Annotated in this window: 16 protein-coding genes and 1 tRNA gene; 1 reads left to right on the top strand and 16 read right to left on the bottom strand. The window is 45.9% G+C overall.

What is annotated here, in order from left to right:
• Nucleotides 1–50: 50 nt before the first annotated feature.
• From JOD82_RS20475 to JOD82_RS20490, 4 genes are all read right to left on the bottom strand, one after another.
• Nucleotides 51–1,304: an MFS transporter gene (locus tag JOD82_RS20475; RefSeq protein WP_069012839.1), complete on the bottom strand. Its 1,254-nt coding sequence runs from the start codon at nt 1,302–1,304 to the stop codon at nt 51–53.
• 115 nt (nt 1,305–1,419) lie between these two features.
• On the bottom strand, nt 1,420–2,130 hold the full coding sequence (locus tag JOD82_RS20480) for a hypothetical protein (protein WP_069012840.1): 711 nt from the start codon (nt 2,128–2,130) through the stop codon (nt 1,420–1,422).
• A 54-nt stretch (nt 2,131–2,184) separates the two neighbouring features.
• Nucleotides 2,185–2,598: a DUF350 domain-containing protein gene (locus tag JOD82_RS20485; protein WP_013309402.1), complete on the bottom strand. Its 414-nt coding sequence runs from the start codon at nt 2,596–2,598 to the stop codon at nt 2,185–2,187.
• Between the two features lie 57 nt (nt 2,599–2,655).
• Complete coding sequence (locus JOD82_RS20490) at nt 2,656–5,025, bottom strand: endonuclease MutS2 (RefSeq protein ID WP_209949856.1); 2,370 nt, start codon at nt 5,023–5,025, stop codon at nt 2,656–2,658.
• A gap of 149 nt (nt 5,026–5,174) precedes the next feature.
• Between JOD82_RS20490 and JOD82_RS20495 the strand changes: the two genes are divergently transcribed.
• Nucleotides 5,175–5,534: a phage holin family protein gene (locus JOD82_RS20495; RefSeq protein WP_029516484.1), complete on the top strand. Its 360-nt coding sequence runs from the start codon at nt 5,175–5,177 to the stop codon at nt 5,532–5,534.
• Nucleotides 5,535–5,685: 151 nt separating this feature from the next.
• Here the strand turns inward: JOD82_RS20495 and zapA are convergent, their stop codons facing one another.
• The 12 genes from zapA to JOD82_RS20555 all read right to left on the bottom strand — a co-directional run bounded on the left by zapA (nt 5,686) and on the right by JOD82_RS20555 (nt 23,871).
• Nucleotides 5,686–7,710, bottom strand: coding sequence for a cell division protein ZapA (gene zapA / locus JOD82_RS20500; RefSeq protein WP_209949857.1), 2,025 nt, complete (start codon nt 7,708–7,710; stop codon nt 5,686–5,688).
• A gap of 209 nt (nt 7,711–7,919) precedes the next feature.
• Nucleotides 7,920–10,367, bottom strand: a complete 2,448-nt coding sequence (gene pheT / locus JOD82_RS20505; RefSeq protein ID WP_029516482.1) for a phenylalanine--tRNA ligase subunit beta — start codon at nt 10,365–10,367, stop codon at nt 7,920–7,922.
• Nucleotides 10,368–10,395: 28 nt separating this feature from the next.
• The gene (pheS, locus tag JOD82_RS20510) at nt 10,396–11,427 is read right to left on the bottom strand and encodes a phenylalanine--tRNA ligase subunit alpha (protein ID WP_273041806.1); all 1,032 of its coding nucleotides are present in this window, start codon (nt 11,425–11,427) and stop codon (nt 10,396–10,398) included.
• Between the two features lie 451 nt (nt 11,428–11,878).
• Nucleotides 11,879–13,729, bottom strand: coding sequence for a ribosomal protection-like ABC-F family protein (gene abc-f / locus JOD82_RS20515; protein ID WP_029516481.1), 1,851 nt, complete (start codon nt 13,727–13,729; stop codon nt 11,879–11,881).
• Nucleotides 13,730–14,094: 365 nt separating this feature from the next.
• Nucleotides 14,095–15,135, bottom strand: coding sequence for a polysaccharide lyase family 1 protein (locus JOD82_RS20520; protein WP_209949858.1), 1,041 nt, complete (start codon nt 15,133–15,135; stop codon nt 14,095–14,097).
• Nucleotides 15,136–15,404: 269 nt separating this feature from the next.
• Nucleotides 15,405–15,475 (bottom strand) — tRNA-Gly (locus JOD82_RS20525).
• 107 nt (nt 15,476–15,582) lie between these two features.
• Nucleotides 15,583–17,724 (bottom strand): bifunctional diguanylate cyclase/phosphodiesterase, encoded by a 2,142-nt coding sequence (locus tag JOD82_RS20530; RefSeq protein WP_209949859.1) that lies wholly within the window; start codon nt 17,722–17,724, stop codon nt 15,583–15,585.
• 341 nt (nt 17,725–18,065) lie between these two features.
• Nucleotides 18,066–19,169, bottom strand: coding sequence for an ATP-binding protein (locus JOD82_RS20535; protein WP_039269745.1), 1,104 nt, complete (start codon nt 19,167–19,169; stop codon nt 18,066–18,068).
• A gap of 337 nt (nt 19,170–19,506) precedes the next feature.
• The gene (locus JOD82_RS20540) at nt 19,507–19,923 is read right to left on the bottom strand and encodes a hypothetical protein (protein ID WP_029516478.1); all 417 of its coding nucleotides are present in this window, start codon (nt 19,921–19,923) and stop codon (nt 19,507–19,509) included.
• 263 nt (nt 19,924–20,186) lie between these two features.
• Nucleotides 20,187–20,726, bottom strand: a complete 540-nt coding sequence (locus JOD82_RS20545) for a peroxiredoxin (protein ID WP_069012848.1) — start codon at nt 20,724–20,726, stop codon at nt 20,187–20,189.
• A 323-nt stretch (nt 20,727–21,049) separates the two neighbouring features.
• The gene (gene leuB, locus JOD82_RS20550; protein WP_029516477.1) at nt 21,050–22,126 is read right to left on the bottom strand and encodes a 3-isopropylmalate dehydrogenase; all 1,077 of its coding nucleotides are present in this window, start codon (nt 22,124–22,126) and stop codon (nt 21,050–21,052) included.
• Nucleotides 22,127–22,329: 203 nt separating this feature from the next.
• Nucleotides 22,330–23,871, bottom strand: coding sequence for a 2-isopropylmalate synthase (locus JOD82_RS20555; protein ID WP_209949860.1), 1,542 nt, complete (start codon nt 23,869–23,871; stop codon nt 22,330–22,332).
• Nucleotides 23,872–23,883: the final 12 nt, after the last annotated feature.

A 23,883-nucleotide genomic window follows, 5' to 3' on the forward strand; every position in this document is an offset into this window, starting at 1 on the left:
TTCGCCTATATAAGTGAATTCTGAGGTTCTTTTTGTGTTGAATTTTCCTGTTACTCCGTTTGCTTGCGCCAGCGTTGTGCATGGGAATGAGAATTGCTTCGCTTTGTCTTCTGTTCCATCTTCAGCACATTTCGCATAAAAAACCAGCCGATCACTGGCATTAATGCAAGTCCAATCAACAACCAAATCATCGCTGTAGGAGCCTTGCTGATACTTAGGACGCCCAAGAAAATGAGTGTACCGGTCAACCGTCCTACCATTAAGCACAGTTCACGCAGTACAACCAGTTCCACTCTCTGATTCGCATCTCCTTCACTCGTACCCATTAAATCAAAACTCGCTGAGATCATAGGAATTAAATACAAGGGCAGGAATATAGCGGTGCCGATCCCCATAATCAGTAGCGTGATATACTCCATACGCCACAATAATGGTAACAGCGCAATCACCAACAATACAGCACCCAACAGCATACCAGCCGAGCGATAGTGTGGCTTGAGCCATTTTCCGACAGCCCAAAAGCTGAAAAATGAAACCGCCGAGGTGATAAGTGAAAACTGTGCCAGCTTCCATTCCTGTTGAGTAGCTACATACACGAGCAGCGTAATCAGGAAGGCAAAAACCCCTTCACGAATGCCCTGGGTAACAAGTGATAACGACAAGGGACGCCACATGCTCCCTTTTTGTGACAATCGTTGCTTAGGCTCCTTCCAATTGTAATTTCCTGTCGGCTTACGCTTGCGAAGAAAAAAACTAAGCACCACTCCTACGACATAAAAAGCTAAGGAAATACTGAATATTACTCGATAACCCGCATCATCCTCCATACGAGCAATAATCCAACCAGACAGCCAAGGACCCACGATACCGGAAAACGAACCCAGCAGACCGACCCATCCGTTAAAATGATCGCGACTTGCCTGATCTGTGACTTCGAAAAAAATGACATTAAACGCCAGCCAGAATAAACCTAATGCTGCACCCAATAACATTCCGAGCGGCCATATGTAGTTTACAGCCTGCGGTCCCGTATATAACACGATTAAATAAAACAGACCGGACAGTGCTGTCCCCACGCGCAGGGCATTCATTTTGTTATGTTCCTTGACCCATTTTCCAGCCACCCAGACCATAATTCCCAGCGCAATTTGTTGGCTGACATTAAACCAGCCAATCATCGCGTAATCCTGCCTGCTCTTCCATAAATATACGTTGAGAAATGTGCCTGACAATGCTGCTGCAAACACAAACAATCCATTCAAGCTTAATAGCAGAATGGATTGTCCGTTTAGGTTTGATTTCAATGCAGTTCCCCCTAACCGAAAAATCACCAATCAGCTTGTTTAAAGCCAGCTTGTTCAAAGATTTCTTCGATTAAGATGCCCGTATTGAGCTTGGGCCTATCCGGGGGATTGCTAATTAATTGTTGGAAATACCGCTGAGCTTCTCCAGCATCCGCAGTCGGTCATTCTCTGACAATGTGTGCTGGACATGAAAACAGCTAGGACACACATAAACATTCAAGACGAATGGCAAGTCCAGAACAGGTTTGCCGAGTGCTGGCGACATCGACGGTTCAAAGCCTTCTCTGGTTACGGTTTGCGAACCCGCATGCAGCATGTACTCTCCACATTGGGAACATTCAAGAACTTCATCTTGTCTGTCGAGTATTTGTTCAGCGCCTTGTTCATAAGCCATCAGATCCGCACCGCTTTCTTCAAATTTTTGCAAAGTATGCAGCACCGGCAGCTTATGAAGCTCATTATCCTGCAACAACGGTGCATCAACCGGTTTTTCAACTACGATTTCATCCTCTGCCTCATATAAAATATCCTGCTCTTCATCATCACCGAGCTGAATACTCAATGTACGATAACCCTTCAGGTCTTCTTTTCCATGAGCGTGAGGCGCCGGGGTTACAGAAGTCACATGATCATGTTTCGTCTCTTCATGTCCATGCTCACCGGCATGTCTATGAACAGGTGGAGAAACAGACTCATCTTCATCATCATCAGTGATGTCAGAGTAACCTTTCAGATCATTATGGCAATAGGGACACTCTTCCTCAGGGCCCAATTCTTCATCCCAAATAATTTCCATGTTACACCATGGACAAATAGTCATTTCCAAGCTTTATCATCCTTCCGTTCCAAGCGTATACCAAGCTCTAGTATACAGGATGTGTCAAGTTACACTGGCACCGATCACATAAGATAACGATATTGAAATAATCATGGAAAACAAGCCGACAGCACGGTTATCCTCTTTAATCTGTTGATCGATAGAAAATACCGGTGTCAGAAACTCAAAAAGAAAGTACGCCGCAAGTAGCAGTAAAAAGCCAACGAACGACCAAATCATCGTATCGTACACGCTCGATTTGGCTTCCATTGCAAAGCGGAGCACGTTGCAAATACCGAACATTTTCCCTCCCGTAGCCATGGCTACTGAAACATTGCCGCGCTTGATCTCTTCCCAGCATTTATAGCGGGTTACCAGCTCAAAACACGACAAAAATACAATTAACTCCAGCACCGCCACCGAGAAATAACCCAGCATCATCCCCAACGGATGTGACAGCAATTCATCAATCGCCATCTTCACTTCGTCCCTCCCGTTCTACCAAGCGTTCCCGGGCAAAGCCGCAACCCATAACTATTCCAATTCAGCAACGGTTACGCCTGTACCGCCTTCATTGTAATTACCGATACGGTAGCTTTTCACATGTTTATGCTTGCGGAGGTACTCCTGAATACCGGTTCTCAGAACACCCGTACCTTTGCCATGAATAATGTGTACCTGACCCAGATTGGCCAGAAACGCTTCATCCATGAAGCGATCCACTTCCATCAAGGCTTCCTCCACGTTCGCCCCCCGAAGATCAAGTTCACTTCGTACGTTATCATCCCGTGTCCGTTTAACGCCAGTGACTGGTTTTTGAACTCTTGGAGTCGTTGTTTGGGCAGGTTGCAGTAGTTCCAGATCATCCAGACTGACCTTCATCTTCATGATCCCCAATTGAACCACAGCTTCCTTGGTACCGGACAGTTCAACCACGTGGCCTTTTTTATTCAGACTGTGAACGGATACTTCATCGCCAGCCATGATAGAACGAGTACGCGTAGCGGCCGGGCGTTTGACGGTACTTTTCTTGCGTTGCTTCGGTTCAGCCTCATCCAGTTCTCTGCGAGCTGCAATCAGCTTGTGCTCCTTAACCGAGGCCCCTTCTTCCTGAGCCAATTTACGCAAATCAGTAATGATTTTCTCAGCTTCGCTACGAGCCTTATCCACGAGAACTCTTGCTTCGTCCTCAGCTTTTTCCAGCATACGGTCCCGTTGGGACTCCAGCTTATCCAGCTCCATCTGATGACGGCTACGCAATGCTTCCATTTCTTTACGCAACTGCTCTGCTTTTTCCCGTTCTTGCTCAGCTGTCAAACGGTTCTGCTCCAGTGACGCAATCATGTGCTCAACGCGCTGGTCTTCTTCTGTTACCTCACCACGGGCATAGTCTAATATGCGCCCTGGCAATCCCAATCGCTCGGCAATGGCAAATGCGTTACTTCGTCCGGGGACACCGACCAGAAGGCGGTAAGTCGGGCTTAATGTAGCGACATCAAACTCCATGCTTGCATTAATAATTCCTTTACGCTCGTAGGCATACGCCTTCAATTCACTATAGTGAGTCGTCGCAACCATACGGCAACCCATGGCATGTATATGCTCCAAAATGGACACAGCCAAAGCCGAACCTTCCGCGGGGTCCGTTCCTGCCCCCACTTCGTCAAGCAATACAAGACTTTTGGGCGTCATATTTTTCAGGATGCTAATGATATTGGTCATGTGGCTGGAAAATGTACTTAAGTTTTGCTCAATGCTCTGCTCGTCACCAATATCAGCATAGATTGCATCAAATACACACAGCTGGCTTTCATCCTCGACAGGTACAAACAGTCCAGACATCGCCATCAAACTAAGCAGGCCAATGGTTTTCAGGGTAACGGTTTTCCCCCCTGTGTTCGGTCCGGTAACGATAATGGAGGTGTATGAATTGCCCAGCTCCACATCTATGGGAACGACCTGCTCCAACGGAATTAGAGGATGTCTGCCTTTTTTCAGCTTCAAGTACCCTCGGTCATTCATTAAAGGCAAGGTTGCTTTCATTTCACGGGCGAGACGCGCTTTTGCAAAAATAAAATCAAGATTGCCCAAAATGTCCACATCATACAGCAACATATCCGCTTGTTCTGCGACAAGTGCGGTCAGCTTTTGTAAAATGACTTCAATTTCACGCTCTTCTCTCAGCCTTGTTTCCCTCAGCTTATTGTTCATGGCTACGATAGATTCAGGCTCGATAAACAATGTTGCACCTGACCCGGATTGATCATGAACAATTCCGCCAAAATAAGAACGGTATTCGGCCTTAACCGGGATCACAAACCGATCTCCACGAATCGTAATCAACTGATCTTGAAGCATTTTGGATACAGTTGAGGAACGAATCATGGAATCCAGCTTCTCACGAATACGCACTTCTCCCGAGCGTAGCTCCCGACGGATTTGTGAAAGCTCTGTGCTGGCAGAATCCAACACTTCTGCATTTTCGTCAATACAGCCTTTGATGGAGTTTTCTAAACTTCTCTGCTCCGAAAGCTGCTCACTCCAATACAGCAATGTTTCGACAGGATTTTCTTCATGCAAACTTGTCACGTATACTTGTATACGGCGTGCGGCCTGAACCGTTGTCCGAATGCCAAGCAACTCATGCGGGCTTAATGTTCCACCAATACGGGCACGCTTCACCGCCGGAGTGATATCCACTACTCCGTTAAATGAAGGCACTCCTTTGAGGCGATCAGCAGCATAGGCCTCATCCGTACCTTTCAGCATTTTCTTGATATGCTCCAAATCATCGCTGGGCTGTAGCTGAAGGGCTGTCTGTTGTCCCGTTGCCGTTTGGGCATAGTGACTTAGTTTATTTAGAATTTTTTGATATTCAAGGGTTTTGAAAATTTTAGAGTCCAACTTCACTACTCCTTTCACTTATATCTATATTATACCGAAAGCAGCAAACTTACGCTATTTGCCAACTCTGTTTTACACATAAGAAAGCTCTTCATGCCACACACTAACCTTTGTCTAACCCTGATTCAAAAAACAAAGGAGGTTATTCCGTGAGCATTCTCGGGCACATTGTACGTTTCATCGTTGCCGCTCTGGTGCTGATGGTCGTAAGCTGGATCGTTCCCGGATTTAGTGTAGGCGGCTTTTGGAGCGCGCTGATCCTAGCCATTGTCATTGCCTTGATTGGCTATATCGTCGAGGCGGTGTTTGGTCGACGCGTCTCCCCATTTGGACGCGGTATCGTAGGTTTTCTTGTGAGCGCTCTGGTGATCTGGGTCGCTCAATATGTCGTCGCTCATGTCAGTGTTTCCGTTCTGGGCGCATTGCTCGCTGCATTGGTTATCGGGATTATCGACCTGTTCATTCCGGTATCGACACCGTTTGAAGCCGGTCGCAAAAACGGGAATTAATTTCAGTAATCGCTTCTGGCAAAGCTGTCCCGAAGCAGAATTCATCTGCCAAAGGACAGCTTTTTGTCATTTACACCTCTGAGTGGATACAATAAACAAACAATCCCCGGCGATGAGCAGCCGGGGATTGCCTTACATGTATAATCCGTATCTACTGATCCTGTTCAATAAGTTCAATCCATTCATTATACTCAGTTTGAAGCTTGGTGTATTCTTCCTGTAATTGACGTAATTCCGTAGAAATCCTCTCCGAATTTTCCCGATCTACGTCCTGTTGTACTTGCAACAGACGAAGCTGATGCGCCGCCATTTCATATTTTTGACCCACTTCGTCCAATTCAGACTGCAAGGCCATTCGTTCCTGCTCTATGGACTGCTGTTCAGCCTTCGCCGTTTTGGCAGTTTCAACAGCCAAACGAATCTCCTCCTGAAGCTGTTCCTTTTGTTGAACCGTTACCGCTATTTCCCGCTCCCAAGAAGCAAATTCTTCCTTACGGGCAGCATCTTCGGCTTCCAAACGTTCCGCTTCAGCCTTCAACTGATCGTATTTAAGCTGCCATTCCAGGGATTCTTCCTCAGCACGTTCCAGTTCACTCCGCCGTTCTCGATTTTCCTGCTGGAGCTGCTTGATATTTTGCTCCAGCTGTCCAGCTCGGCTCTTCATGCTTCCATATTGCTCCTGAAGCGATTGATACGCCTTAGTTCCCTCTTGCTCTCGGACTTTGGCTTTCTCAAGCTCATCCTGAACGCGAATCAGCTCAGGTGAAAGCTCCTTGATTCTCGCTTCGAGTTGAACTAGCCGTTGCTGTTGTGAAGCAAATTTATCATTAATAGCTTCGAGCTCAGCCGCTGCGTGCTGTAATTGCACTTGTATTTCTTCCTTCTGCTCACGTGCTTCCAGCAGGGAGAGCTCCAGTTCATCAACTGCCACCTGGCGTTCTTCTGCAAGCTTCTTCCATGACTTCTCGCTTTCAGCTAGCGTAGCCAGCTCACTTTGCAGCTTGCGAGAAGATACGTGAGCTTGCTCCAACAGCTTCTGCATCCGTCGCTGTTCTTCCTCCAGCTTAGCCGTCTGCTGCTGCTTAGCCTTGGCTTCAGCTTCTAATTGATCATATCGACTTTGCAATTCTTCACGTGCAAGCGTATCTGCCTGCTCTCGCTCTATCGCAGCCTGTCGCTGTGTTTCCAGCACAGACTCCAGCTCGGACTGTTGTTCCTTCAGTACTCTTGCTTGCTCTTGAGCCTCTCCCAGACGAGAAGAAAGCTCTGTACTGCCTGCCTGTACTTGTTCTAATTGTTCCTGAAGCTCCTCGACCCGAATCTCCTGCTCCAGTGCAGCTTCATCAGCTCGTTTCTGCGCTTCCTGATGCTGGAGCTTTTCCTCATTCAACGCCAATTCAGCCTGTTTACGTTCCTGCTCCAGCTGCTCATTCAGTCCGGAACACTTGGTTTGCCATTCGCTTACCTTCTTGCTATGCTCTTGCTGCAAAGCAGATCGCAGCTTGTCCAGTTCTGTGCGCTTTTGCTCCTGATGAGTCTTCTCTGCAGCTGACAGCTTGGCTTCTGCCTGTTTAGCCGCTTCAGATACTTCCTTCTTCATCTGCTCTTCTATCTGCCGGATACGCGCATTGGCCGCCTCCTGCTGCTCTTTCAGCTTGCGAGAAGCTTCTTGACGGGACTCCTCCAATTCACGTTTAGCTTGTTTTTGTCCATTTTCAAGTTCAGCCGCTTTTTTCTCCTGCTGTTCCAGCTTTGCCCTCAATTGGGCAATCTCCTTCGCTGATACAGATTCGGTTTCCATCAGCTTCTTCTGCGTTGCTTCCTTTTCTTCCTTCAGTTGAATAAGAGATTGATGCATATCTGTATTTTTCTGCTGTTGTTCCCCTAGAGCTGTCTGGAGTTGCGCCAGATCTCCCCGGAGCTCTGCTCGTTCCGCTGCTAAGCGGTTCATATGACTCTGAATTTCCTGGATTTGTACAGCTTCTTCTGCCATATGAACCGCAGCCAGCACGGCAATTCGGGGCATATCCAGACGCGAATGAGCTTGAGAAATGCTGTGCATACGCTCATCCACGTAATTGGCAACCTGCTTCATATAATCGGTATTGCTGCCGACGAGTTTATAAGAAGTACCGTAGATCTCTACAGTGACGCGAGTACGATCTGGTGTAGTCACAATTATGCCCTCCTTCAATACTACTGTATGTTGATTCTAAGGTGTGTCCGGTACTATGGTAACCCGCCTTCCGTGAAGCGTTCAACCTTATTAGTCCGGCTTCCCCGCAGCGGGTAATTATCAGAGTAAGAGAGCTCCTATGATGATAGGCCAAAAAGCCGTATCGAACCTCTGTCACTAAGATTCGATACGGCTTCCCGCATTTCCTGCTACTTTCTCAATTCCGCTCCAAAAGTTTGTTCCAGAGACGTAACGACAGGAGTATGCGCCGCATTGATCTCTTCATCCGTCAACGTATGTTCCCAGTGACGATAGGTCAGAGAGATAGCTACGCTCTTCTTATCTTCACCAAGCTTACTGCCTGTAAATACATCAAACACTCGTGCATCCTGCAACAGCTCTCCGCCTGCAGCGTGAATAACACGAAGCAGTTCGCCTGCCTCAACGTCTTTATTGACCACGAGGGCAATGTCACGTTCCACGGATGGGAAGCGAGCCAGCTCTCTGAACTGAATATGAGAGTTTGCGTGTTCAATGACCTGTTGCAACGCAATTTCTGCAACATACGTATCGTTCAGCCCATAAGATTGTTGGAGCTCCGGATGAATCTGCCCAAGGGTACCGATCCGTTGAGAGCTTCCATTCACATCCAGCCATACCGAAGCGGAACGGCCCGGGTGGTAGCTTTGCGGTTGGTCAGCGACATAACGAATGCTGGCACTCAATCCGAAATAGTCAAACACCGTTTCAAGCGCGCCTTTAATATCAAAGAAATCAACCTTTTCAGCACCAATATTCCATTGTTTTTCACGGCGAACCCCAGTCAACAACAGACTCAGCACTTGAATTTCCTGCGGCTGGCGGGTTAATGTTTGTTCCTCTGTATAAAATACTGTTCCCATCTCGAAAATCGCCAGATTGTCTTGCTTCCGGTTCATGTTATACACCGCTGTATCCAGCATCTGCGGAATGATACTCGTACGCAAAACACTACGGTCTTCGCTCATAGGCATAGCCAAACGTACCGGATGGCTGCCTTCTGTCAGGGCATTAAATAACCCCGTACTTTGCGGATGTACAAAAGAGTAGCTGATCGTCTCCTGCCAGCCACCATGAGCCAGCAATCTGCGCAGGGAGCGGCGCAATGATTGTGATGCTGTCAAAGCTCCCGGAGTTGTAGGACCTTCAATCGGCGTGGTCGGGATATTGTCGTAACCATACAGACGAGCAACCTCTTCGATTAAGTCCACGTCAATGGTGATATCTCCACGGCGTGTAGGAACTTGAACTTCCAGTACCCCTTGCTCTGCGTCGCCACATCCGAAATGAAGTCTACCGAAAATCGTTTTCACCTCAAGCAGCGACAGTTCGGTTCCCAAATATCGGTTTATTTTATCTAGCGACAGCTTGATAATGCGGTTTTCAGCTTTTGCAGACGCAGATTCTACGATGCCCTGGTGTACAGTGCCTCCTGCATAACGCTGAATCAGCGCAGCTGCACGATTCACAGCAGGCACAACAGCGCCTGGATCAACCTCTTTTTCAAAACGCAGACTTGCTTCTGAACGCAGTCCAAGTTGACGAGACGTTTTGCGAACTGTACCGCCGTCAAACTTCGCAGATTCCAGCGCAATGCTGACCGTCGCATCCGTAACCTCGGAGTTGGCTCCACCCATCACGCCTGCCAATGCTATTGGTTTCACACCGTCTGTAATCAGCAGCATATGCGGCTCCAGCTTACGCTCCTGATCATCAAGTGTAATCAATGTTTCGCCTGCACGAGCGAGTCGAACTTCAATATTTCCATTTTCCAGCTTATCCGCATCAAAAGCATGCAACGGCTGACCGTATTCCAGCATGACGTAGTTCGTAATATCTACGATGTTGTTGATGGGACGAACACCTGCCGCCATCAGACGGTTTTGAATCCATAATGGGGAAGCCCCCACTTTTACACCTGTAATATAACGGGCCGCATAGTGCGTACACAGTTCAGGAGTATCTACCTTCACAGACAGATGATCTGCCGCTGCATCGCTAATTTCCACCAGATCCTTAGCCGGATCAGCCAGCGAAATATCACGTCCCAGAATCGCACTCACTTCATATGCTGCTCCGTGCATGCTCAGGCAATCCGAACGATTGGGTGTCAGATCAAAATCCAGCACCTGATCATCCAGCGCCAGCAGCTTCGTAATTGGCATACCAATTTCAGCATCCTCAGGCAGCACCAAAATACCTTCTTGCAATTCCTTTGGAAGCAGCTTGTCATTCATGCCCAGTTCTTTGGCCGAGCAGATCATACCCATGGATACTACACCACGCAGCTTGGCCTTTTTAATGTGGAAATCTCCCGGCAACTTGGCACCTACAACTGCAACAGGAACCTTTTGACCTGCATCCACGTTTTTGGCACCGCACACGATTTGCAGATCTTCCTCCTGACCTGCATCGACAATACATACATTCAGCTTATCAGCATCAGGATGCTTTTCCTTGCTTTTAACATAGCCGACAACGACGCCAGTAATCCCTTGATTGCGCTGCTCGACCTCATCAATTTCTATGCCCGAACGGGTGATTTTCTCTGCCAGATCCTCCGCGCTTACCTGATCCAGCGATACATACTCGGACAGCCACTCGAATGATACTTTCATATGGGTTCACTTCCCTTGATATAGTTGTTTATTGACGCGCAAACTGTTTCAGGAACGACAGGTCACTGTTATAAAAATGACGAATATCATCGATACCGTATTTCAATATAGCAATCCGCTCTACACCCATACCGAATGCAAAGCCGCTGTACACCTCGGGATCAAAACCGCCCATCTCTAGCACTTTCGGATGGACCATGCCACAGCCCAAAATTTCAATCCACACGCGTTCGCCATTTTTCTTCACAAAAGTTACGTCTACTTCAGCACTCGGCTCTGTGAACGGAAAGAAGCTTGGGCGCAAACGGATTTCGGTCGATTCTCCGAACATTTCGCGTGCAAATTGAAGTAAGGTTCCTTTCAAATCACTCATGCGAATGTCTTTTCCAATGACAAGCCCTTCAATCTGGTGGAATTGAAAAGAATGTGTTGCATCGTCATCATCACGTCGGAAAACCGTACCCGGACAGATAACCTTAATAGGTGTTTCGCCCTTCATCGCTTCCATCGCGCGAATCTGAACTGGTGACGTATGGGTACGCATCAACAGATCCTCAGTCAGGTAAAATGAATCCTGCATATCGCGTGCGGGGTGATTTTTAGGCAGGTTCAATGCTTCGAAGTTATAATAATCCGTCTCAGCCTGTGGACCCTCAGCCACTCGATATCCCATGCCTGTAAAAATATCCTCGATTTGCTCAATCACTTTGTTGAGTGGGTGCAGTCCGCCTTGCGGCAGTGTGCGTCCAGGTAGCGTAACATCGATCTTTTCCGCTTGCAGACGCTCATTCGTTTCCGCTTTCGTGAACTCGTCTTGCTTACGGTTAACGACTTCTTCAATCGCCTCCCGCACCTCATTGGCTACCTGTCCAACAACCGGACGCTCTTCCGCGCTCAGCTTGCCCATACCGCGCAAAATTTCAGTCAATGCGCCCTTTTTTCCCGAGTATTTGACCCGTAGATCAGCCAGCTCCTTAGGTGTTGCCACCTTCTCCAATACTTCCAGTGCTTCTTCCTTCAAGGCCAGCAAATGTTCCTTCATTTGGATGGTTTCGCTCATCGCCTGTTCAGTCCCCTTTCTTCATATCCAGCTTTTCAGACAACAAAAAAAGGTCTTTCCTCCCGGTAAGGGACGAAAAGACCGTGGTACCACCCTCGTTAGACAATAAGCTTAGCTCACCCGGCGTTTTGCCTTACGGCAACATAGTTACAGGTGATTGTTCATGCTATGCATCATCGTCTCGCTCTGCACGTTATAACGGTCGTGAACCGGTATCCCCTACTTGCACATTCGCCATTCACATGGCGCCTGAGGTTCAAGGAACTGCTCCGGAGCGAACTTCAACAGCCCAGTATTTGCAGAAACGCTCTCAATCCTACGACGCTTCCTCCCTGTTCAATCGGACACTGTCTACTCTTCTCCATCAAGACATTTTCAAAAATTCGAACTATTGTTCATTATTATATGCAAACTACCGCGCTTTGGCAAGCAGGGCATACGTTTCAACCCTTTAGATATCGAGATCATCCAACCGCTCCAGATTTGCACGAATGCGCCTGATTTCGCTCAACAACTTTTCATTTTCGTCATTCGTGCCTGTCATTCCCATCAACTCTGTAAGACGCAATTGTAATCGAAGACGTTCCTCACGCCGCTCCTGGTCTTCTGGCTCCCGTTGACGGCTCCGTTCATCTTCTTGCTTTTCGTCGGCTGTCCCCTCATAGATTTCATATCTGCCCCCCGGCTTCATATCGAGTAACCGAGTTGCCGTGCTCCTCACCAGCTCCCGATCATGTGAGACGAGCACCAGTGCTCCATCATAGTTACGCAAAGAATCCTCTACAATTTCACGGGTTTCAATGTCAAAATAATTCGTCGGTTCATCCAGCACCAGCAGATTGGCTCCACTAAAGTACAGACGCAGAAAAGCTACCCTGCATTTTTCTCCCATACTAAGTGTCCCGATCCTTTTAAACACGTCCTCTTTCGCAAAAAGAAAGCAGCCCAACACTGTTCTCGCTTCTGTTTGCGTCATCGTCGGAAGCGCAAGCAGACTGTCCAGCAACGTTTGATCCTCTGGGAGCTGCTCCAGCTCCTGTGAAAAATATCCGATGTTCAACTGTGGGTTGGCTGTGATTTTTCCTGTCTGCGGCTCCAGTTGACCTGTTAATAACCGAAGCAGTGTGGTTTTACCAATTCCATTGGGCCCCCGAACAGCCAGACGGTCTCCACGTGCAACGATCAGATTTAGATTTTTCACAATGATACGGTCGTCGTAGCTAAAGTCAACCTGCTCAGCACGCAGCAAATATTTTGCCTGAAACCCGCTGTCACTTAATTTCATGTGCAAAGACGGAGCTTCACGTGGTTGTTCTACCCTGTTAGCCTCCAGTCGCTCCAGTTCTTTTTCTTTCGCATGATAACGGGAGATATTTTTTTTAGCCTTGGCCTTATAGAAGCTCTGTGTAATAGCCACTTCGACTTTGGATGCGCTACGATGTGCCTGGTGAAACCATTCCCTGTAATTTCGAATCGTTTCCTCCAGTGCCTGTTTCGCCAGCTCCTGCTTTCGATAGCTGGCTTCCTGCTCTCGCAGTTCCCGCTCCTTTTGCGCTTTATATTCCTTATAGCCGCCTTTATAGCGTCCAATACCCGTTGATGCAAGCTCAACTATACTCGTAGCCACTCGATCCAAAAAGGCTCTGTCATGCGATACAAACAGCAGCGTTCCCGGATACGTGGACAGCCACTGCTCCAGCCAAAGCAAGCTTTCGGCATCCAAATGGTTGGTCGGCTCATCCAGCACCAGCAGCTTCGGCTGCCTGACCATCAGTCCGGCTAACCGCACTCTCGTCTTCTGTCCGCCACTCAGGTCACCATAAGCAATGGACCACGTCTGGGCAGGCATTCCCATTCGAGTGAGCGCCTTTTCCACCTCAGACTCCCAGGCAAAGCCTTGCAGGTGTTCGTATTCATCCATCAGCTCGCCGTAACGCTCCAGATGATGCTCCATATCCTTCCCAGCATCGGCTAGGTCAGCTTCCAGCTGTCCCAACGCTTGCTTGAGGAGCCAATGCCGAGGGCTGGCCTGCTGTGCGGCCTCCAGTGCGGTTCGAGACCAATCCACCGTATCCTGCTGCTTCAGCCAGCCCCGCTCTTCCAGTGGCAAATCATGCTCTACTTGACCAGAGGTTGGCACTTCATCTCCCAGCAATATTCGCAATAACGTCGTTTTACCTGCTCCATTTCTTCCAAACAGTGCGAGCCGTTCTCCTTCCATCACATCCAACGACACATTCTCAAATAAAGATGTCCCGTTCCAATCCTTTACTACATTGCGAATACGCAAAATCGTTCTCATACCGATCATCCTTTCCCAGCCCGGTTTTTTGACCCCGGAAGCAATAAAAAAAGCCGCAGAAGGCTGCGGCTTGCATACAAGGAATATAGAATGACTGTTATGAATCGTTTCAGAACATACGCTTATGAAAAATAACACCGTAAACGAATAAGCCAAATCCCGTTCCGGAATAAACGCATACGTCCCTACATTCATTTTCAGACACACTTCTCCCGTTGCAGCTTACAGCCGCCTGCCAGTAACTGTGCAGTTAAGTGGGAAAATCAGTGTGCTTACTTCATCGGACGTATGGTTACCTTCCTTTTCATGGGATAATTACTTGCGGTTAGTATAGCAGATCACAACACATTTGCAAATAACCCTCGTTATTTTCCAAATACCAAAGTTGTATTCGACGAGCCTGCATATTTCGTTACAAACTCTTTAGTATATTCAGGAGTCTGAACTTGATAGCTATAGTTCTTGCTTGGATTCCAGTTGGTTACACGCGATTTTTGATTGTTGATGGTGGGAAAACTCCCTACATCTTTAAACTCGCCATTGCCTTTATCATCAAGAATACCGCCCTTTTCACTACCTTTTCCAAAGTAGTTGTACTCAGAATAGATTCTTGCATTCGTAGCAATGGTATAAGCAAGCTGAAAATTATTAATATAATTATTTTTAACATGGAAATATCCATATCTCATGAGTCCTGGACCACGTACAAGTAAGTTTTCAAAATAATTATTAGCGATCGTGATATGAGGCATGCCATCATAATTTTTATTGCCATCATCAGGATATCCCAAAATGAGACCATATTTATGATTAGCAAATTTGGAGTTACTAATGGTTACATAATCAGCCGATTGGCCTATGTACAAAAGTTTGTCCAGATCCGAGCCATTTGCATTATAACTGTGACCTGCAAACGTAACATGATCAATCCAATAATTTGTGCCCGCAGTAAGATAAAGTTGGATGTCATCGTTACCGTTAATGTTGGCACTGTGCTCAAAAGTTAAATTTTGAAAGATCACATTTCCCGAATTATTTGTTGTTTTCAAATGAATGTTAACCAGTTTGTTTTGCGCATAAGAACCAATGAGCGATTTGTTAGTACCAATGTTGACCACGGTTTTAGAGGAGGCAGAGATATTTTTTTCGATGACCAGAATTTTAGGAGTTGAATCCCCTAACTGGTTTTTCAAATCGTTTAGATTATTGATATAGATAATCTGACCGCCTTTTCCCCCTGTTGTGACAGGCTTAGTAGCTCCATTTTCACTTTTAGCCTGTCCGGCAAAACCAGTCATTCCATTCGTCGACGTATTCGGAAAATCAGCAGCGGCGAACGTAGAACTTGCAGGGAAAGTAAGCAGCACCAAAGTTAATGCTAAAAACAGAAAAGAAATTTTCCTCATTGCAGCTACACCATCCTTTTTTAAGTTAAATCCCAACAATGCGACTATACTTATTTTTTAGTAAATGGTAAATAGTTCTTTTTATCTGTTTATTTATAGCATATAAGCTAAATGTTTTATATTTTATTTTGTGTGGCAATGTAAAAATAGTTCGTAAGAACGCAAAAAGCCGTGATACCCCATTGGCACCCCGGCTATAATGTATTTATCTACTCCAAACAAAACAAAAACCCTTGCGTCACAAGGGTTTCGAACTTCTTAAAATAGTAAGCGGGTGATGGGAATCGAACCCACGCTATCAGCTTGGAAGGCTGAAGTTCTACCATTGAACTACACCCGCATTTTATAATATCTCGATTCTTATGTATGGCACGCTTAACCTATCGTCAACCAGCTGAATCAGGATGTTATTTAGTATAACTTACCTTTCAGCAAAATGCAAGCATACTAGATACTATCCTGAGCCAGCCAATTCATAGGTTCACGTAAAAACAATTTTTCAAAGATTTCTGCCGGAATGGGGCGACTAAAATAATACCCCTGACCCTCATGACAATCTTGTGCCTGCAAAAAATGAAGCTGCTCCTCATTTTCTACCCCTTCAGCCGTAACCTTCAGCTTCAAATGGTGAGCCATGGAGGCAATAGTAGATACAATTGCTGCATTTTTGCTGTCGACCAGTACCTCATTTACAAAGGAACGATCAATTTTTAGACGATCAATCGGGAGATTCTTCAAATAATGCAATGAGCTATAGCCAGTTCCAAAATCATCAATACTGATTGCGACACCAATAGCCTTTATTTTTTTTAACTGTTCAAAGGCTCGATCCTTATCAAAGGTCATACTCTCGGTAATCTCCAGCTCTAGATAGCGTGCTTCAAGTTCCGTATAGGTCAAAATGCCCCGAATTACATCCACCAGCTTTTTTTGCTGAAATTGGCGCATGGATAAATTGACCGAAATCGGGATTGGTGGGTACCCAAGCTCCTGCCAATGCTTATTTTGCAGACAGGCCTCCCGTAACACCCATTCCCCCAAGGGCACAATTAAACCACTTTCTTCAGCCACCGGAATAAAATCGCCTGGCATCACCATCCCACGATGAGGATGATTCCAACGCACCAGCGCCTCCAAACTCGTTAGCTCGCCACTTTGCAGGTGGACACGAGGTTGATACACCAATGAAAATTCCTCATTTTCAAGCGCTCGCCGCAGATCATTTTCCAGCTGGAGTCTTTCATGCGCTCGCATCTGCATCGAACTAGCATACCGCTGAAAATTCACTCCCTGCTCTTTAGCACTATGTACAGCCGTATCCGCCTGCTGAATAAGCTGTTCACTCTGATTCGCATCCAACGGGTACAAAGCTATACCAACGCTCACCGTCACATGATAAGACTCACCATCAATATCGAAAGGCAGATCGAACAGCTTCACCATATCATCAATACGACTTCTCATAGCATCTGTATCTTCGTATCCCGTTAGAAGAAAGGCAAATTCATCTCCGCCCATGCTAAAGACAGCTTCCCCTTCATGGCTAAAATGCCCCAAGCGTTCGCCTACTGCATACAGCAAATAATTTCCTGCCATATGTCCAAGCGAATCATTAATCGCCTTGAAACGATCAATATTTAGAACTAAAAGTGCTACTGTCTCATCCGATTTCAATGATTTGCGCAATATTTTATCTAAACGTTGGGAAAGGCGGCGACGATTGGGGAGTCCTGTTATATCATCATTATAAGCAATGTGATTAAACTCAGATTCGGCTGCCTGCTTTTCACGATAAGGAACCAGAACCATCAACCGGACCAGCCCGCTCAACATATTATAGAATGCTATCGCGTTGGTCAAAAGTCCCAATAGGTGATTAATATCGCTCATTTGCTCAGAAAATAAATAGAACAACTGACTCACAACACACAGTCCAATTCCACGAACCATAAGCAACATGCCCAACTCCGCCGGGCGAACTTTCCGATATTTTCGCACCCCGAAAATAAAAGTGAACACAAGTAGTAACATGACAGCCAGATTTAACGTCCAGCCCAGGTTACCTATTTCGTATCTTATACGTAGATCCGGTAAGCCTGCACCAAATGTCTTAATAACTCCTAGAATCAGCAAAGTGCAGCCTATCCCTGCCCACAAAGCCACCGCTTTGTATTCAGATTTCGTCTTGTTAAACGGGAGGAAACAAACGCATAAGAGCAAGACAGAGGTAAAGGCACGATTTACAAACAGCAGCCATAACGAAACGCCCGGAGACAAAGCAAAGTCCGTCAGGCTCACGAAACTAAACGAAACAATATGAACAAGGTAAAGCAGACCAGCCACCAAAAACGTCGGGGCAATAAGAAGTCTCTGCAAGGATAACTGTTCCAGTAAAACGGACCAGGATTGATAAAAAATAGAAAAACAAATCGCAGCACAGGCAAACCCTATGATCGGATATAACAAGAAAAAAACATTATGGGAGTATATCTTATTCAAAGTTACGTGAAATAACTGAACCAAGACAAACAAAACTATCGCAGCAATGCCGATACCTATCGTTTTTTTTACTTCCAGCCGTATACTCATTCAGCCTCTTCAGCCCCCTGCATATCGGAGATTCCGATCATCTAAGACGTTTGACAGCTTTGGAAGCCGTTATTTAAGTCTATAGTATCAAAAATAATGTTGTATTCTGGTATATAATAGCATTTAATCTGTGAAAGGTGAATCATTTTTTTGTCTTAAATTCATGAATTCATTTTCGCATTTACGCAAATAACCGAGCTTACAGCACCAAAAAAGCGCATCATCTTGTCAGATTATGCGCTTCAGATAACCTTTTCCAAAAAGGTGATACCTATACCCCAACGCTGCACAACATAAAAGAAATAGTATGTACAGGACCCCTCTGCGAAAACCTCTCCATATTAAACTACAGGAAGCGTGATTTTGAATTGTGTGCCACTTCCATGTTTACTGTCTACATGTATGAAACCTCCGTGATTTTTGATAATTCGATAGCTCACAGCCAATCCCAATCCGGTTCCACTTTCTTTTGTTGTAAAAAAAGGATCAAATAAACGCGTCAATGTATTGTGATCCATACCTAATCCGTTATCTTCAATACAAATGTGGACATAATTGCCCTCAAGCACTGTATGAATATCGATGCAGCCCTCTCGTTCCCCACCCATGCTTTCAATGGCATCCATTGCATTTTTAATCATATTGAGAATAACCTGCTTAATCTGCTTCACATCAATGGAAACCTTCATGAGCTCATCATTTTCGTCCAATGCAATCTGGCAACCCTTCATCAATGCTTCGCTTTCTGTCAGCATCACTACTTCTTTCAGCAGCCCCATCACAGATACAGCCGTTTTTTGCGGAGCCGAAGGCTTGGACGAATTTAAGAACTCATAAATAATGTCGTTCGCACGATCAATTTCTGTTAATATAATGCGGGCATACTCATCCCTGCCCAACTCCACCAAATGCGGTCGAAGCAATTGAATAAAGCCCCGGATTGCGGTAAGCGGGTTACGAATTTCATGAGCAATAGAGGCCGAGATGCGTCCCAGCATCGCCAGCTTATCGTTTTGATATGCTGTCTGCTCAATCTGCTTATAATCCGACACATCCTTGACGCTAAACAAAAAATCGCCATCCATCTGATCACCATAGGTTACTGTTATCAACCAATGCCGACCATACTCATCAATTAACTCATGATAGCGCTTTCTATGAAAGATAGTTTCTTTATAAATCCGCATGATTTTCTTCTTCTTAAACCGGCTTAACTCAGGATGATGCAAAATTTGCATCAAATTGCGACCTGCTAGCGAACTCCGTGGTAGCTCCAGCAATTTCGCCATTTGCACGTTAATAAAGGTCAGTACCCCGTCACTGTCAAACAGCATGATACCACTATCCAGGTTCTCCAGCACATTTTCATACTTGTTATTGGCGATCTGTGTGGAAGGACAAGCTCCCACGGTATCAAGCAAGGCTTCTTGGAATTCACTGATCATGCCAGGCTTCCCCCTTGTTTCGGAATGACAAACTGGCCGTATCGGACGCGTAATAATCTTGAAGAAAAGAAAGGCATCTATCGACTACCCTTCAATGGTGTAGAAAACAGTTACACAGAAATCCGACCATCTCTTTCCAATTCCAGTCTTATTTTATGATAGACAAGATTAAGGATCGCAGTCAATCGGAAAAAGTGTCGAATCCAAATTTTTATCCTGTTTTCTTTCGTCATAATATCTGCGCAACATTACCAAAATGAAAAATGAAGTTAGGAACAAGCGCCCTACACACCAAAGAAGCTCTCCAGAATTGAGAGCTTCTTTGGTGTGTAGGATGTCAACTGCCGCTCTTATTATGTTGAAGCCGGGATCGTCTTTGGCTCATAACGGCCAGTCTTCTCTTAAGCTCTCCCTGCCATTTTTCATCATTCATCTGTTTGGCTACCATCAATAAATCCAGGGATATGTCAATTTGACGCTTCACAATTTCAAACGCATCTTCACTTTCACGATTCACACAATTTTCAAATATCGTATCATCGTCTTCCATGACATAATCCTGAAAATCAATCTCGCTTGCCCCATCTCCATGTGCATATTCAGCCAAGATTTCATACTCATTTTCGACTTTATAATGAACTTCAATGCGACGACATACCGGGCAAAACAGCAAAGGAACATTATGAACTTGGGTGCGGTAATGCTTCAGCGTTCCCTTGGTTCCTACCATGCTTGCTCCACAGCAATAACTCATCCGGGCTCAGCCTCCTCTGAACAAAACCTGTTCTGCCTTGCTTATCTTCTACAATACCTTATTCGCTTTCGTCAGGCAAAATTCCTCCAGAACACAACAACATTTCCATAATTATTTGTTACCTCACTCTGCGTTGCCTCATTAAACAGGCTGTCCTCACATTTTCCGCTGCACAGAGCAGGCAAGCAAGCCCCCAATAACGGTAGAGTAACCGCTAGTTGGGGGCTTGTTTGTTTAATTAATTTCAACTTGTGAAGCTTATATTACAGATTTTGATCGCCTGGTTTCCAGTTCATTGGGCACAAGCCACCGGATTGCAAAGCTTGCAGTACACGCAATGTTTCTTCTACACTGCGACCTACATCGTTGTGGTTAACCACTTGATATTTCAATTCGCCTTCTGGATCAATGATGAACAAGCCGCGCAATGCAACGCCTTCTTCTTCGATCAGAACGCCATAATCGCTTGCTGTTTTCTTCGTGATGTCAGAAGCCAATGGGAAGTTCAGTTTGCCTAGACCGTTGTTTTCTTTAGCTGTGTTGATCCATGCTTTGTGACTGTGCACGGAGTCTACACTGATACCCAGAATTTCAGTATCCAGCTCTTTGAATTGGTCAGCAGCATTGCTCAATGCTGTAATTTCCGTAGGGCACACAAAAGTGAAATCCAGTGGATAGAAGAAAAATACGAGCCACTTGCCACGGTAATCGGAAAGCTTCACCGAACCAAATTCTTGACCGTCTCCAGTCACTGTTTCCAATGCAAAATCAGGGGCGGGTCTTCCTACCAATCTTTCTGCCATAATATGAAATCCTCCTTTAAAATATGTAAGAAAAACACCAAATGTGCTTTCCTCAATCATCTGTATTGTAATAAACAACAACTTACTTGATAAATGTTATCATTCGCTGAAATCAAAGTCAATATTGTAACCATTACTTTTTTATAATTATTTTAAACTAGCTTAAAAATTCACATTTTATTCACATTTTGAACCTTTGAATATACAAATAGCTCCTGATTGCTCAGGAGCTACTGTGCTAAACATTTGCCAAAAAGCTAGACTGTATAACCTTACTATATAATAGGAAGCTTTTTTTCAGAACGGGTGCATTTACGGAGCTTTTAGCGAATAGCTGCAGCGATCAGATCACCCATTTGAGTTGTCGAGATTGCTTGAGATTTATCCACCGCAATATCCGCCGTACGGTGCCCTGCATCCAGTACCTCAGCTACGGCTTTCTCAATGGCATCTGCTGCTTTCTCGTACCCGAAGGTAAGACGGAACATCAAAGCAACGGACAAAATCGTTGCAATGGGATTCGCCAGGCCTTGACCTGCAATGTCAGGCGCCGAGCCATGTACCGGCTCGTATAGGCCGAAGCTGCCTTCTCCCAGTGATGCGGAGGAGAGCATGCCGATGGATCCAGTCAGCATAGCCGCTTCGTCACTGAGAATGTCACCAAACATATTTTCCGTCACGATGACGTCAAAGCTAGATGGACGACGCAGCAATTGCATGGCGCAGTTATCAACCAATACATGCTCCAGCTCGACATCCGGGTAGTCTACAGCAACCCGGTTCACTACTTCACGCCATAAACGGGAAGTTTCCAGTACATTAGCCTTATCCACCGATGCAAGTTTTTTGCGACGTTTTTGTGCAATTTCGAAAGATTGGCGCACGATACGCTCTACTTCTGTTACATTATATGCGCAAGTATCAACTGCTTCCTCACCCTGAGGACTTTCTCGTCTGAACTTCTCGCCGAAATAAATGCCGCCCGTCAGTTCGCGCACCACGATCAGGTCCGTTCCTTCCAACACTTCCGGTTTCAATGTAGACGCGTCCTTGAGACAGTCAAAGACGACGGCAGGACGAAGATTCGAAAACAGACCAAGCTCTTTGCGAATGCCCAGCAGCCCGGTTTCAGGACGAAGTTCCTTTGGATTGTTATCCCATTGTGGCCCTCCTACCGCACCCAGCAGAACAGCATCTGCAGACTGACATACTGCCAGTGTTTCTTCCGGTAATGGTGTGCCCTTCTTATCAATGGCAATCCCGCCGAACAGCGCATGCTCCGTTTCAAATGAAAAGCCGAATACTTCTTCTGTACGTTTCAAAATTTTCTCTGCCTCTGCGACCACTTCAGGTCCAATTCCATCTCCCGCTATTACCGCAATCTTTTTAACGTCTGCCATCACGTACACTCCTCTTGTTATACAGCCATACAACCGTATTTTTCATACCTTCTTTGTAACATATATAGCAGGGCTTTGACCAAGATATAGAATCTATCAATTCAATAGGCACAGCCTATAAGCTGGTTTTTTCATCAGAAAAAAAGAAAACAGGACCGGAAAAACCCGACCCTGTAAACCCAACTCTTAAGTCTGCATAAAAACTAAGATTTATAATCTACGCGATTACTGTAGTTTTTACGCTTGTCGATTAAACCATTCAGCGCATCCACGTAAGCCCGAGCACTTGCTTCCAGAATATCGGTGCTTACCCCGCGTCCCTGTACAGACAGTTCGTTTTGCGTCAGCACTACATGGACTTCACCCAGAGCGTCCTTACCATGGGTAACAGACTTGATGGAGTAATCTGAAAGTACAACGCTCTCACCGCTGGCTTGATCAATCGCATTATAGATCGCATCGACTGAACCATTTCCTTCAGCTTCTGTCTCAATAACCTGATCTTCATCGTTAACCAGACGCACTTGTGCGGAAGGCGTAGCCTTATTCCCGTAGGTAACAAAAATCGTTTCCAGCTTGAAGACTTCAGGTGCATCAGCCAATTTTTCTTCCAGCAATGCCAAAATATCATCGTCCGAAACTTCCTTTTTCTTATCAGCCAAATCCTTGAACTGCCCAAAAGCGCGATTCAGATCTTCTTCGTTCAATTCGTAGCCCAACTCGATCAAACGCTCACGGAAAGCATGACGACCTGAGTGCTTACCAAGTACCAGCTTGCTTTCTTTTAGACCGATACTTTCTGGTGTCATGATTTCATAAGTCGTTTTCTCTTTCAGCATGCCGTCTTGATGAATACCTGATTCGTGCGCAAAAGCGTTGGCTCCAACAATTGCCTTGTTGCCCGGCACTACCATCCCCGTCAAACGGCTAACCAAACGGCTCGTGCGCGCAATTTCAGACAATTGAAGAGACGTTTTGGCCTGGAAAAATTCCTGTCTCGTCTCCAGTGCCATGGCGATTTCCTCAATGGCCGTGTTTCCAGCACGTTCACCGATACCGTTAATGGTTCCCTCGATCTGATCCGCGCCGTTCAGGATGGCAGCAAGTGTATTAGCAGTAGCCATTCCCAGGTCATTGTGGCAATGTGCACTCAATTGAATCTTCTCCACATCGATTACATTTTCCTTAATATGTTTGAATATATTTCCATACTCATAGGGTGTCAAGTAACCTACCGTATCTGGAATATTGACGACAGAAGCCCCTTCTTGTACAGCCATGGTGACCATTTCAACCACAAATTCAAGCTCTGTACGGCCTGCATCTTCCAAGGAAAACTCCACTTTAGGCAAATATTTCAACCCATAGCGTATGGCAGCACGAGCAGTTTCCAAAACCTGTGCCTTCTCCATCCGCAGCTTATGTTGACGGTGAATAGGAGAGGTTGCCAAAAAAATATGGATACACGGGTCCTGAGCTCCCTTGAGTGCCTCGCGAACTGCATCAATATCCTGTTCCCTTGCACGCGAAAGACCAATCACCGTCGAATTTTTTACAGCTTTTGCTACTGCATTAACAGCTGCCAGATCACCCGGAGAAGCAGCCGGGAACCCAGCCTCCATACGATCAATTCCCAGCTTCTCCAACTGATGAGCGATCTCCACTTTTTCACGAGTATTCAAGTTCACGCCAGGTGACTGTTCTCCGTCTCTCAACGTTGTGTCAAATATATATATTTTGCGCAACCTAACGCACCT

It is taken from the genome of Paenibacillus sp. 1182, from assembly GCF_017833915.1.
Taxonomy (GTDB): domain Bacteria; phylum Bacillota; class Bacilli; order Paenibacillales; family Paenibacillaceae; genus Paenibacillus; species Paenibacillus polymyxa_D.